Annotated in this window: 9 protein-coding genes and 1 pseudogene; 5 read left to right on the top strand and 5 right to left on the bottom strand. The window is 73.3% G+C overall.

Translation table 11 applies throughout. From position 1 onward, the window contains the following. The 3 genes and pseudogenes from RND61_RS32795 to RND61_RS29470 all read right to left on the bottom strand — a co-directional run. Nucleotides 1-213, bottom strand: a pseudogene (locus tag RND61_RS32795) (transposase); the annotation flags it as partial. A gap of 75 nt (nucleotides 214-288) precedes the next feature. Next, nucleotides 289-774, bottom strand: a complete 486-nt coding sequence (locus RND61_RS32790) for an IS5 family transposase (RefSeq protein ID WP_391654411.1) — start codon at nucleotides 772-774, stop codon at nucleotides 289-291. A gap of 103 nt (nucleotides 775-877) precedes the next feature. Then, on the bottom strand, nucleotides 878-1,744 hold the full coding sequence (locus tag RND61_RS29470; RefSeq protein WP_315881199.1) for a GNAT family N-acetyltransferase: 867 nt from the start codon (nucleotides 1,742-1,744) through the stop codon (nucleotides 878-880). A gap of 258 nt (nucleotides 1,745-2,002) precedes the next feature. Between RND61_RS29470 and RND61_RS29465 the strand changes: the two genes are divergently transcribed. After that, nucleotides 2,003-3,052, top strand: a complete 1,050-nt coding sequence (locus tag RND61_RS29465; RefSeq protein WP_315881198.1) for a LacI family DNA-binding transcriptional regulator — start codon at nucleotides 2,003-2,005, stop codon at nucleotides 3,050-3,052. 135 nt (nucleotides 3,053-3,187) lie between these two features. Here RND61_RS29465 and RND61_RS29460 read toward each other — a convergent pair whose 3' ends face one another. After that, nucleotides 3,188-5,956 carry a glycosyl hydrolase gene (locus RND61_RS29460; protein WP_315881197.1) on the bottom strand — a complete coding sequence of 923 codons (2,769 nt, stop codon included), beginning with the start codon at nucleotides 5,954-5,956 and terminating at the stop codon, nucleotides 3,188-3,190. Nucleotides 5,957-6,199: 243 nt separating this feature from the next. On the opposite strand from RND61_RS29460, the gene RND61_RS29455 reads away from it, so the two are divergent. The 4 genes from RND61_RS29455 to RND61_RS29440 all read left to right on the top strand — a co-directional run bounded on the left by RND61_RS29455 (nucleotide 6,200) and on the right by RND61_RS29440 (nucleotide 10,950). Beyond that, the gene (locus tag RND61_RS29455; protein WP_315881196.1) at nucleotides 6,200-7,504 is read left to right on the top strand and encodes an ABC transporter substrate-binding protein; all 1,305 of its coding nucleotides are present in this window, start codon (nucleotides 6,200-6,202) and stop codon (nucleotides 7,502-7,504) included. Nucleotides 7,505-7,612: 108 nt separating this feature from the next. Next, nucleotides 7,613-8,584: a carbohydrate ABC transporter permease gene (locus RND61_RS29450; RefSeq protein ID WP_391654408.1), complete on the top strand. Its 972-nt coding sequence runs from the start codon at nucleotides 7,613-7,615 to the stop codon at nucleotides 8,582-8,584. Then, nucleotides 8,581-9,417, top strand: a complete 837-nt coding sequence (locus RND61_RS29445) for a carbohydrate ABC transporter permease (protein ID WP_315881195.1) — start codon at nucleotides 8,581-8,583, stop codon at nucleotides 9,415-9,417. Before RND61_RS29450 ends, RND61_RS29445 begins: the two co-directional genes overlap by 4 nt. A 117-nt stretch (nucleotides 9,418-9,534) precedes the next feature. Beyond that, on the top strand, nucleotides 9,535-10,950 hold the full coding sequence (locus tag RND61_RS29440; RefSeq protein ID WP_315881194.1) for a GH1 family beta-glucosidase: 1,416 nt from the start codon (nucleotides 9,535-9,537) through the stop codon (nucleotides 10,948-10,950). Here the strand turns inward: RND61_RS29440 and RND61_RS29435 are convergent. Beyond that, nucleotides 10,922-11,797 carry an oxygenase MpaB family protein gene (locus RND61_RS29435; protein ID WP_315881193.1) on the bottom strand — a complete coding sequence of 292 codons (876 nt, stop codon included), beginning with the start codon at nucleotides 11,795-11,797 and terminating at the stop codon, nucleotides 10,922-10,924. The two genes, RND61_RS29440 and RND61_RS29435, sit on opposite strands and share 29 nt — an antisense overlap. Between the last annotated feature and the right edge of the window lie 211 nt (nucleotides 11,798-12,008).

Raw genomic sequence — 12,008 nt, 5'->3', positions numbered from 1 at the left:
GGGGCCCCCCCCCCCCCGCCACCGCTTGAACCGGTCGAAACAGCGCTCGACTACGTTCCGGTCGTGGTAGAGGGTGCGGTCGAAGCACGGTGGCCGGCCGCGGCGCCGGGTTTTCTGATCGGCGCGCTCGGGGAGGGCGGTGGCGATTCGGTGCCGGCGTAGCTCGGCGCGGATAGGCGGATGCGAGTACGCCTTGTCCGCGATGACCCGATCCGGCCGCGACCGGGGGTGCCCGGTCCCGGCCGGAGCACCCGGATCACCTCCGGCAGCGGCACCGACTGCGGGTCGTCACCGGCCTGCCCGGGCGTCAGCAGGATCGACAGTGGACGGCCGCGCCCGTCCACAGCCAGGTGCACCTCGGTGCTCAACCCGCCGCGGGATCGTCCCAGTGCCTCGCCGCCGACCGGCGCGACCGGCCACGTGCCCCCCCCTTTTCCGGGCCCCTGCCGCATGCCGATGGGCCCGGACGATGCTGGAGTCGACCGACACCACCCACTCGATCGCCCCCACCGCATCATCGTGCACCTGGACCTGCGTGAGGATCCGATCCCAGGTCCCATCCGCCGTCCACCGGCGCAGCCGCTCACGGCAGGTCTCCCACGGCCCGTACCGCTCCGGCAGGTGCCGCCACGGCGCACCCGTGCGCACCTTCCACAAGAGCCCGTCGATGACCTGGCGATGATCCCGCCACCGGCCACGACGCCCGTGGGAGCGCGGCAACAGCGGCACGATCCGCACCCAGGCCACATCGGTCGATTCGCCACGACGAATCATCCGACCATCATCGAACCCCCGACCCACCCCATGTCCTCAAAGGGCGTTCGGCCCCGGCCAGGGGCAGCGACGCGGCCTGCCCGATACCGCCGCCTGATCATTTTCAGGCGGCTCGGCTGACGTCCAGCCGTTCGGACGACGGCTCGTATCCGGCCGCCCTGTAGGTGGCGACGGCGGCAGCGTTTGAGCTCGGGGTGCTGACGAGTGCGCTTGACGCACCCAGTTCACGCAGCACCGCCGCAGCGGCGGCGCTGATCGCCGTCCCGTAGCCGCGACCGCGATGGTCGGCGTGCACGCCCACCGGCTCCAGCAGGCCGGGCTTGCCGGGCCCGGCCGACCAGACCGTCGCCGCGGCCACCGCGTTGTCCTGGTCGTCGTAGCCGATCAGGCAGCGGGCGTCGGCGTAGACCGGCCCGGCCGCGAGGACGTGCCAGACCTCCTCGGTGAACCTCGGGCTGCCGAACGCCGAGCGGTGCACTGCGGTCCGCACCCCCGCCGTCTCCGGACCGGCTACCTCGACCCGCAGGCCGGCGTCCTTCACCGGCTCGGCGAGGTCGTGACGCAGGGGCGTCCACGGCTCGCCCGGATTCCAGCCCGCCTCCAAGAGGACCTCGCGGGGCAGGGCGCCGTTGGGGATTTCGAGGTCGACCTTCCCGGGCGGCAGGACCCCGCGCTCCGGATCATTGAGGTCCGCCAGCAGTCGGCGCGCCAGATCACCGTCCCGTCGCAGGTCCGGCGCGGTCGTCAGGCGCAGCACATCAGGGGCGTCCAGGTATCCGACGGCAATGATCCGTCCGTCCACGCTCCAGGTGCGGACGGCCGCGGCCAGCCTCTCCGCGCCCAGCGCCCAGGCCCAGCCGAGGTCTCCTGGATGGAGTTGCAGCGGCGTGCGGTCGTCCTGCCATACGCGGAGGGCGTCCACAACCCCGGCCAGCCCGTCGACGCCGGGCTCGTTCAGAACGATCGTCATGTCCGGCATCGCACACCATCGCGGCGACCGGCCGCACCTGGTTTTACTCAGCCAGTCAGATCGACAGGACATGCCCTAGCCCCGCGTCCGGCCCCACCTCCCGGGTCGCCGCCCCCTCCCCGGGGCGGGGGCCCGGGTCCGTCGCGGCGGGGGCGGGGCAGAGCTGCCCCACAGCCGCGTGAGAGCGCTCTCATGACCGTGAGGACCGGATATTCTGACCGGCGTACGCCTTGCCGCAACCGCCCTGAGGAGTCCGCCTTGCCCGATCCGAGCCCGGGGGCCCGTCCCACGCTCGAAGCCGTCGCGGCCCGTGCCGGGGTGTCCCGGGCGACGGTGTCGCGCGTCGTGAACGGCGGGGCGGGGGTGCGCCAGCCGCTGGTGGAGCGGGTGCGGCGGGCCGTCGAGGAACTGGGCTACATCCCGAACCACGCGGCCCGGACCCTGGTGACCCGGCGCAACGGCGCCGTCGCGGTGATCATCGCGGAGCCGGAGTTCCGCGTCTTCTCCGACCCGTTCTTCGAGCAGCAGGTGCGCGGCATCAGCCGCGAGCTGACCGCGCACGACTCGCAGTTGGTGCTGCTGTGGGTGGAGGGCGCCGGCGACTACGAGCGGATCGCCCGCTACCTGGGCGGCGGCCACGTCGACGGAGCCCTGGCCTTCTCGGTGCACGACGACGACGAACTGCCGTCGATCGTCCGCCGCGTGCAGGTGCCCACCGTGTTCGGCGGGCGTCCCGGCTGGCCGGGCGCGACCGGTGAGCTGGCCGTGCCGTACGTGGACGCCGACAACCGCGGCGGCGCCCGGGAGGCCGTGCGGTACCTGGTCGGCCAGGGCCGCGAGCGGATCGCGCACATCGCGGGACCGCGCGACCAGACCTCGGCGATGGACCGGCTGGCCGGCTACCGGGACGTCCTGCTGGACGCCGACCCGGACCTGGTCGCGCAGGGCGACTTCACGGAGGAGAGCGGCGCCCGGGCCATGGCCGAGCTGCTGGAGCGGCGGCCGGGGCTGGACGCGGTGTTCGCGGGCAACGACCTGATGGCGTCCGGCGCCCTGCGCGTCCTGCGCGAGCGGGGGCTGCGGGTGCCGCGGGACGTGGCGCTGGTCGGTTTCGACGACATGGCGTCGGTCGCCGAGGTGACGGACCCGCCGCTGACGACGGTCCGGCAGGACATCGAGGGCATGGGCCGGCTGATGGTGCGGCTGCTGATGCGCGCCCTCAGCCAGGACGGCGACCCCGGGGCGGCGCACTCCGCCCCGAGGTCGGTGATCACGCCGACGGAGCTGGTCCGCCGGGCGTCCGCGTGAGCCTCACGCGCGGGACGCGGGCGAGGCGCGGGCGGGGGTCGTGCGATCCTCGCGCGCGGGTCGCGACGAGCCCCACGCGAGGATCGCGGGCGCGGCGCGCGCGGGCCGCGGGCGCGGCGCACGCGCGGGTGGGCCTCACGCGTACGGGATGACCAGGACCGAGCGGTCCGTGCCCGTCTGGAGGCGGGCCGTGCCGTTGCCGATGGCGTGCCACACCTCCAGGCGGACCGTGCCGTTCCGGAGGTCGCCGAGCGCGCCGGTGACCGCCTTCAGTCCGCGTGCCTGCGTGTACTCCTCCCAGCCCGGCACCGGGTCCGTCGCGAAGTAGTGGTACGTCTCCACGCGGTCGAACGTCCCGTCGCCCGTGAGGTCGTAGCTGATCCGCGCCTGCTGGCCGAGCGCGACGCCGGTGCCCGCGTCGACCTGGAGACGGAACGCCGTGGCCGCGCCCGGCTGGAGGGTGCCGTTGACGCCCTTCGCCTCGTAGACGAGCGGCAGGTGCGGGGTGCCGTCGTGGTTGCCGCCGGAGGCGGAGGCGATCGTGTCGGCGCCGGCCGCGGCGCCGGTCGCGGTGGTCAGCGTGCCGCCGGTGCGCAGTTGGAACGTGTTGCCGGTGGACGGTCCGGGCTGGCCCGGGTCCGTGCCGCCCGTGCCGGTGCCGGTGGCGGTGGAGCGGGCCGGGACGGTGAGCTTCGCGCCGTCGGAGAAGGTGACGGTGCGGGCGGCCGGGCCGTGGTTGTGCGCCGCGTACGTCCGTACCGTGCCCTTGGTGAAGACCGCCGACGTCGGCAGGTCGCCCGTCACGGACGGGTCGGGCGCGCCGAGGGTGTCCAGGGTGGTCAGCCAGTGGTACGTGTGCGCCTTCGACTCGCCCTGCTCCGGGGTGTACGCGGCGTGGCCGACGTCCCACTTCGCCTTGGCGGTCGCCGGGTCGGCGAGCGACTGGAACTCCCACAGGACGTCGCGCCACTCGACGGCCGGGCCGCCGTTCTCGCGCTCCATCTCGGCGAGGTTGCGGCGGATCGCGTCCTTGCGGGCGGCCAGGTGCAGGGAGCCGCCGGTCACCGGGAGGACGTTGATGCCGTGGATCTCCTCGGGGTTGGCGGTCCACCAGGTGGAGTACGCGCCGCCGCTCCCCCACACCATGCCGACCGTGTCGTGGCCGAAGGAGGCGGGGAAGACCTGCTGGTCGGCGTCGAACCAGTACTGGCTGATCGCCTCGGACTCGGTGGTGAGGAGGTAGGTGCCGAGGTCGCGCAGGGCGGTGTCGCCCGTCGCGGCGCCCCACAGGACGAGTCCGGCGCTGAGGTTGGTGGACTCCGACGACGACTCCTGGTTGTTGCCCGCGGCGAAGCCCTGGTGGCCGGAGGCCCAGCTGTGCCCGGCGTACACGTCGAAGCCGCGCAGGAAGGGGAAGGCGGAGTCGGTGCGGCTGGGGTTGGCGGCGTCCCGGACGAGGGTCTTCACCATGCCGCCCCAGGCCGAGTCCGCGGCCCAGGCCGGGTCGTACTGGGCGACGACGGCCGCCGCGTACACGTAGTACGAGTAGTGGAAGTGGTGGTCGTTGAGCTCGCTGTCGCTGCCGTACGAGGCGGGGTAGCCGATCAGGGTCCGCCAGGTGCGGTCGTAGCTGAACTCCGACGCGCCGCCCGCGGTGAACCACTCCTGGAGGCGGCCCTTCAGCAGCCCGAGGAGCCGGTCGCGGACGCCGGTGTCACCGGCCTGCTCGGCGATCGGGACGAGTTGGGCGAGCCGGCCGAGGGCCTTGCCGGTCCAGTACGTGTCGGTGGCGCCGGAGAACGGGTCGGAGGCGCTCACGACCTCGTTCAGGTAACCGCGCAGCCGGGCCGCGTCGGTGCCGGACGCCTTGGGGAGGGCGGGCAGGACGGGGGCGGCGCGTTGGCTGGTGGTGAAGGTGCGGGACTCGCGGACCTTCATGGTGCCGCGCGGGGAGACGTACGTGTACGCGGTGAGCGGGTCCGCGGTGTGCAGCCACTGGTGGCGGTAGAGCGCCTGGAGGGTGCCCGTCTCGGTGCCCTCCTGCGGCTGGGTGGTGAGCGTGTAGGTGGCCCGGACGGTGCCGCCGCTCGTGCTCCAGCTCGCCTGGGAGCCGGTGACGAAGCTGTAGGCGTACTTCCCGAACGCGTCCAGCGCCCCGGTGGAGGGCAGCACGGCGAGCGAGAAGTAGTCCTTGCCGGCCAGGCCCGCGGTGAGGGTCGAGCCGGAGACCGTCCAGTCCGCGCCGGTCGGCGCGAACAGCGCGTAGTGGTGGCCGGCGACCGTGATGCCGAGGACGTTGCCCCGGTCGGCGAAGACGGTCGGCGCGGAGGCGGTGGTGACGCGGGCGTCGCCGCCGGTGCCCTTGGCGTACACGAAGGGCAGGCCGTGGCCGATGGTGGCGCGCAGGGTGCGGGTGCCGTCGGACCAGTACGGGGTGACGGTCCAGTCGGACCAGGCGTCGGCCTTGGCGTCGGGCGCGTTGAGGCCGGTCAGGCCGAGGGTGAGGTCGCGCTTGTGGGCGAACTCGTACTGCCGTCCGTCCCCGACGACCGCCGGGGTGGTCGGGTAGCCGATGTCGAGGCCGGCGGCGGTGGCCTGGTAGGTGAGCGGGTGGCCGTACATGGGGGTGGAGTACGGGTTGTCGCCGTAGCGCTGGAAGGCGAGGGACGACCACCAGTCGTTGGTGGGGACCGGTTTGCCCTGGGCCGCGGGGGTGACCTTGGGCGTGACCGGGGTGCCGGTGTTGGTGGTCGGGCCGGTGGTGCCGGGCGGGCGGGTGTCGGAGTGGCTGCCGGCTCCGACCGGAACGGTGGCGGCGGAAGCGGGGGCGGCGGCCGGGCCCGTGAGGCCGACGGCGGCCAGGGCCGCCGCCAGGGCGACGAGGCCTGAGCGGGGGGTTCTCATGGGGGTCACCTCAGTGGTGAGGGTGGGGGGGAGAGTGTCGAGAGCGCTCTCAACTGCCTGGAACGTAAAACTCCTGAAACAGGGCTGTCAATACAGGCGGCAGGCCCGGGATTTGGCGGGCGGCACCGCAGTTGTCCGTTCGGGGCTTGACGCGGCGCGGCCCGCCGGGGCACGCTCCCCCCACATTTGTGAGAGCGCTCTCAAGGGTGTTCATCGCTCGATCGAAGCCAAGGGAGGCTTCTCATGCCCATCGCCCGAGCCGCCAGAAGGGCCGCCGTCCGACTCGGCGCGGTCACGCTCGCCGGAGCCCTGCTCGCCGCCTGCGGATCCGGCGCACCGGACGGTTCGTCCGACGCCGCGGGCGGCAAGGTCACGATCACCGTCGACCTGTTCGGCTCGTTCGGCTACAAGGAGGCCGGGCTGTACGCCGAGTACGAGAAGCTCCACCCCGGCGTCACGATCAAGCAGACCGACACCGAGGACGAGCAGGACTACTGGAAGTCCCTCCAGACCCGGCTGGCGGGCGGCGGCGGGCTCGCCGACGTCCAGGGCATCGAGGTCGGCCGCATCGCCTCCGTCACCCGGCAGCAGGCCGACAAGTTCGAGGACCTCGGGAAGTACGGGGCGAAGGACCTCAAGGACCGGTTCGCCCGGGCCAAGTGGTCGGCGGCCACCACCGGGGACGGCCGTGTGCTGGGCCTCGGCACCGACGTCGGCCCGGAGGCCATGTGCTACCGCACCGACCTGTTCGAGCGGGCCGGGCTGCCCACGGACCGCGAGGAGCTCGCCGGGAAGTGGGCCACCTGGGACGGCTACCTGGAGCTCGGCAGGCAGTACAAGGCGAAGGCCCCCGCCGGGAGCGCCTGGCTGGACAGCGTCGGCAGCCTCTACACGATCATGATCGGCCAGGAGGAGGAGCGGTACTACGACGCCTCCGGCAAGCTGATCTACGAGGAGAACCCGGCCGTCAAGGCCGCCTGGGACGCCGCGACCGAGGCCGCCCGGGCGGGCCTGAGCGCCAAGCTCGACCAGTGGTCGCCGCAGTGGAACCAGGCGTTCGCCGCCGGCTCCTTCGCCACCCTCCCGTGCCCCGCCTGGATGCTCGGCTACATCAAGGGCCAGGCCGGTGAGGCCGGCAGGGGCAAGTGGGACATCGCCGAGCTGCCCGGTGGCGCCGGCAACTGGGGCGGCTCCTACCTGGCGGTGCCGCGCGCGGCCCGGCACAAGAAGGAGGCGTACGAGCTGATCGAGTGGCTGACGGCACCGGCGCAGCAGGTCAAGCTCTTCGAGAAGCAGGGCAACTTCCCCTCCTCGACCGGCGCCATCGCCGAGGTCGCCGACGCCAAGGACCCGTACTTCTCCGACGCGCCCATCGGCAAGATCTTCGGCGACGCCGCGAAGGAGGCGCCGGTGCAGGTGCTCGGCGTGCACGACAAGAACGTCGCCGACCAGATCACCAACGCGCTGAGCGAGGTCGAACGCAAGGGCACCGCCCCCGACAGGGCCTGGGCCAACGCGAAGAAGGGCGTCGACAACGTCATGGGCTGACACGAGGCGCCCCTCCCGCCGGGCGCTGCCCGCCCGGCGGCCCCTCCCCCGTACCGACCCCGCCGACCCGCCGTCCCACCGCCCCACCGACCCCCGAAGGGCCGCACCGTGACCCTGACCGCTCCGGCGGGCACCGCCGCGCCGCCGTCCCCGCCCCCCGCCGAGGCCGCCCGCCCCTCGGCGGTGCGCCGGGCCTGGGCGACCGTCTCGCCGTACGCCTACATCGCCCCGTTCTTCACCCTCTTCGCCGCCTTCGGGCTCTTCCCCCTCGTGTACACCGCCTTCGTGTCGCTCTACCGGGTGGAGTTGCAGACCCCCGGCGACATGGAGTGGCGCGGGCTCGGCAACTACACGGCGCTGTTCGCCGACGAGTTCTTCTGGACCGCGCTGCGCAACACGTTCACCATCGGCGTGCTCTCCACGGTCCCGCAGCTCGTCATGGCGCTGGGGCTGGCGCACCTGCTCCACTACAAGCTGCGCGGGCGGACCTTCTTCCGCACGGCGATGCTCCTGCCGTACGCCACCTCCGTCGCCGCGGCGACGCTCGTCTTCGCGCAGCTCTTCGGCCGCGACTTCGGACTGGTCAACTACGCCCTCGGGCTGGTGGGGATCGGCCCGGTGGACTGGCAGACGGGGACGGTCGCCTCGCAGATCGCCGTCTCGTCGATCGTCGTCTGGCGCTGGACCGGCTACAACGCGCTGATCTACCTGGCCGGCATGCAGTCCATCCCGAGCGAGCTGTACGAGGCCGCGGAGATGGACGGGGCCTCCCGGTGGCGGCAGTTCCTGCACGTGACGCTGCCCGGGCTGCGGCCGACGATCGTCTTCACGGTCGTCGTGTCGACGATCGGCGCCACCCAGTTGTTCGGTGAGCCGCTGCTCTACGAGGGCTCCGTCTCCGGCGGCGTCTCACACCAGTACCAGACGCTCGGCCTCTACCTGTACGAGCAGGGCTGGGGCTTCTTCCACCTGGGGCGGGCCGCGGCCATCGCCTGGGTGATGTTCCTTCTCATCGTGGTGCTCGTGGGGGCCAACGCCCTGCTCGCGCGCCGCCGTTCCCGCAAGGAGGCCGGCCGATGACCACGCGCGCGGGGCGCACGTCGCACGGCGGCAGGATCACGTACGCGATCCTGGTCCTCGCCGTCCTCGTCTCGGCCTTCCCGTTCTACTGGACGGTCGTCGCCGCCAGCCGGTCCAACGCCGACCTGGCGCAGGTGCCGCCGGTGTTGTTGCCGGGCCCGAACCTGGTCCGCAACATCGAGGCGGTGGTCGAGGAGGCCGACATCGGCACGGCGCTGATCAACTCGCTGGTCGTGTCCGGATCCATCACCGTCGGCACCGTGCTGTGCTGCACGCTCGCCGGGTTCGCCTTCGCCAAGCTGCGCTTCCGCGGCCGGGGCGCGCTCCTCGCGGTCACGGTCGGCACGATGATGATCCCGCCGCAGCTCGGGGTGATCCCGCTGTTCATGGTGATCGCCGAGCTCCAGTGGGTGAACCAGCTCCAGTCGGTGATCCTGCCGGGCCTGGTCTCGGCGTTCGGGGTGTTCTTCATGCGGCAGTTCCTGGTGCAGACGCTGCCGGACGAGCTGATCGAGGCGGCGCGGGTCGACGGGGCGTCGACCGCGCGGATCTTCTGGTCGATCGTGGTGCCGATCGCGCGGCCCGGCATGGCCGTCCTCGGACTGCTGACGTTCATGGCCGCCTGGAACGACTTCTTCTGGCCGATCGTCGCCCTGTCGTCGCAGAACCCGACCGTGCAGGTCGCGCTGCGTCAACTCGGCGGCGGCTACGTCCACGACCAGTCCGTGATCATGGCGGGCACCCTGCTGGGCACCCTGCCCGTGCTGCTGGTCTTCGGCCTGCTGGGCCGGCAGATCGTCGGCGGCATCATGCAGGGCGCGGTCAAGGGCTGACGCCCCCTCACCCCTGCGCCTCTCCCCTTCATCTCCCTTCTCTCCCTTTCCCTCCCCTCCCCACCCTCCTCGCCCTCTCCTCCCCTTCCTCCTCCGACTCCCGGGAGTTCCCTCCTCATGACCGCTGTCGACGCACGGCTTCGCCCGGCCACGGGGCTCGCCTTCCCCGCCGGCTTCCGCTGGGGCACCGCCACCGCCGCCTACCAGATCGAGGGCGCCGCCGCCGAGGACGGCCGGACCCCGTCCATCTGGGACACCTTCAGCCGGACGCCCGGCAAGGTGCGCAACGGCGACACGGGCGACATCGCCGCCGACCACTACCACCGGATGGCCGAGGACGTCGCGCTGATGCGGGACCTCGGCGTCACCGACTACCGCTTCTCCGTCTCCTGGTCCCGCGTGCAGCCCACCGGGCGCGGCCCGGCCTCGCAGAAGGGCCTGGACTTCTACCGCCGGCTGACGGACGAGCTGCGCGCGGCGGGCATCCGGCCGGTCGCCACCCTCTACCACTGGGACCTGCCGCAGGAGCTGGAAACCCCGTCGGCCGGCGGGTCCGGCGGCTGGCCGCACCGGGACACGGCCGGGCGGTTCGCCGAGTACGCGGCGCTGGCGGCGGACGCGCTGGGCGACCGGGTCGCCACCTGGACGACGCTGAACGAGCCGTGGTGCGCCGCGTTCCTCGGGTACGCCTCCGGGGCGCACGCCCCGGGCCGTACGGACCCGGCCGCGTCCCTGCGCGCCGCGCACCACTTCAACCTGGCGCACGGCCTCGCCGTACGGGCGCTGCGGGCGGCGCTGCCCGCGTCGGCGGAGGTGTCGCTGACGCTGAACCTGCACGCGGTGCGGCCGTTGACCGGCTCGGAGGCGGACCGGGACGCGGCGCGCCGCATCGACGCGCTCGGCAACCGGGTGTTCCTGGACCCGGTGTTCCACGGGCGGCTGCCCGAGGACCTGGTCGCGGACACGGCGGCGCTGACGGACTGGTCGTTCGTCCGGGACGGCGACCTGGCGGTGGCCGCCACCCCGGTGGACTCGCTGGGGATCAACTACTACTCCCCCACCGTCGTCGCGGCCGGCTCCCACGAGGGGCCGTCGCCCTGGCCGGGCGCCGAGGAGCACGTCCGGTTCGCGCCCGCGCCGGGGCCGCGCACGGCGATGGACTGGCCGGTGGACGCGGACGGGCTGTACGAGCTGCTGACCCGGCTGCGCGACGAACTGCCGCACGTCCCGTTGATGATCACCGAGAACGGCGCGGCGTACGACGACTACGCCGATCCGTCCGGCGACGTCCACGACCCGGAGCGGGTGGCATACCTGCGCCAGCACCTGACCGCGGTACACCGGGCCCTCGCGGACGGCGCGGACGTGCGCGGGTACTTCCTGTGGTCGCTGCTGGACAACTTCGAGTGGGCGTACGGCTACGGCAAGCGGTTCGGCGTCGTCCACGTCGACTTCGCGTCGCAGCGGCGCACGCCCAAGGACAGCGCCCGCTGGTACGCGGACGTCATCGCGCGGGGTGGGCTGCCCGGCTGAGGCGGTGGGCGCGGCGCGCCTCCCGGGCCAGGGGGAGGTAGCGCAGCCGCTCGGGGAGCGCGGGCACGACGGCCCGCACGACCCGGGCGAGGCGGCGCAGCGCGCGCTCCTGGGCGTCCGACCACTCCACGCCGATCGCCTCGCGTGCCTCGGGCGGCAGGAAGCCCGCGATGGCGAAGGCGCGGAAGCGGGCGACGCGCGGCCACAGCAGGGGCCACAGGAGGCGCAGGAGGAGCCGGACCGGCAGGGGGCCGCGGTCGGGCGGCGGGAGCGGGACGTCGGTGGCCAGCAGGTCGCGGACGACGGCGGTCGTCTCGATCTCGTCGGCGAGGACCTTGCGGTAGTACGGCCAGAACTCCTCGATCGTCTGCGGCATGTCGCGGTCGCGGATGCCGAGGATCCGGCCGACCTGGAGCCATTCGGCGTAGAACCGCCGCTCCTGCTCCTCGGTCATCGGGCGGAAAAGGTAACGGGCCGCGTGGCGGTGGACGGGGAAGCCGGTGGCGTGGACCCAGGCGTAGAAGGCCGGGTCGAGGGCGTGGTACGGGCGGCCGCGGGCGTCGGTGCCCCGGATCGCGCGGTGGAGGCGGCGCAGGCGCCGGCCCTCCTCGGCGGCGGCCTCCCCGCCGTACACCCACAGTTGGAGCGAGCGCAGGGAGCGCTCGGCGCGGCCCCACGGGTCGGTGCGGAAGACGGAGTGCTCGTCGACGCCCGCGCCGACGGCCGGGTGGGCGACCTGGAGGGCGAGCGCCGAGGGCAGCATGAGCAGGCCGCGCACGTCGCCCGCGAGGCTCCACAGGACCCCTCCGGGGGGCGGTGGCGCGGGGTGGCGGGGGGCCTCGGTCATGGGCGCTGCTCCGAAGGTGCGAGGTGGCGGGCCGGTGTCCGCCCGGTGGACTTCCCGTATGCGAACGGCGGCGGTGAGGGTGTGGCGGGATCGATGGGGTTCCGTCGGCGGATTTTCGCCGGGCCGCCCGTTCTCCGCAAGTTTTCCTCCACCCGGTATCTACCCGAGAGTAACCGCGGCTGCTTTGATGTGCGGCGCCCCGTCCGTTCCC

This window comes from Streptomyces tamarix (genome assembly GCF_032423885.1).
Taxonomy (GTDB): Bacteria; Actinomycetota; Actinomycetes; order Streptomycetales; family Streptomycetaceae; genus Streptomyces; species Streptomyces tamarix.
The sequence above is the reverse complement of the archived record's forward strand: the minus strand, read 5'-3'. Positions and strand labels throughout refer to the sequence as shown.

Excerpts from the sequence above, each read along its gene's own strand:
- RND61_RS32790 (WP_391654411.1), bottom strand. The coding sequence starts at position 774 with ATGATTCGTCGTGGCGAATCGACCGATGTGGCCTGGGTGCGGATCGTG.
- RND61_RS29470 (WP_315881199.1), bottom strand. The coding sequence starts at position 1,744 with ATGACGATCGTTCTGAACGAGCCCGGCGTCGACGGGCTGGCCGGGGTT.
- RND61_RS29460 (WP_315881197.1), bottom strand. The coding sequence starts at position 5,956 with ATGAGAACCCCCCGCTCAGGCCTCGTCGCCCTGGCGGCGGCCCTGGCC.
- RND61_RS29455 (WP_315881196.1), top strand. The coding sequence starts at position 6,200 with ATGCCCATCGCCCGAGCCGCCAGAAGGGCCGCCGTCCGACTCGGCGCG.
- RND61_RS29445 (WP_315881195.1), top strand. The coding sequence starts at position 8,581 with ATGACCACGCGCGCGGGGCGCACGTCGCACGGCGGCAGGATCACGTAC.
- RND61_RS29440 (WP_315881194.1), top strand. The coding sequence starts at position 9,535 with ATGACCGCTGTCGACGCACGGCTTCGCCCGGCCACGGGGCTCGCCTTC.
- RND61_RS29435 (WP_315881193.1), bottom strand. The coding sequence starts at position 11,797 with ATGACCGAGGCCCCCCGCCACCCCGCGCCACCGCCCCCCGGAGGGGTC.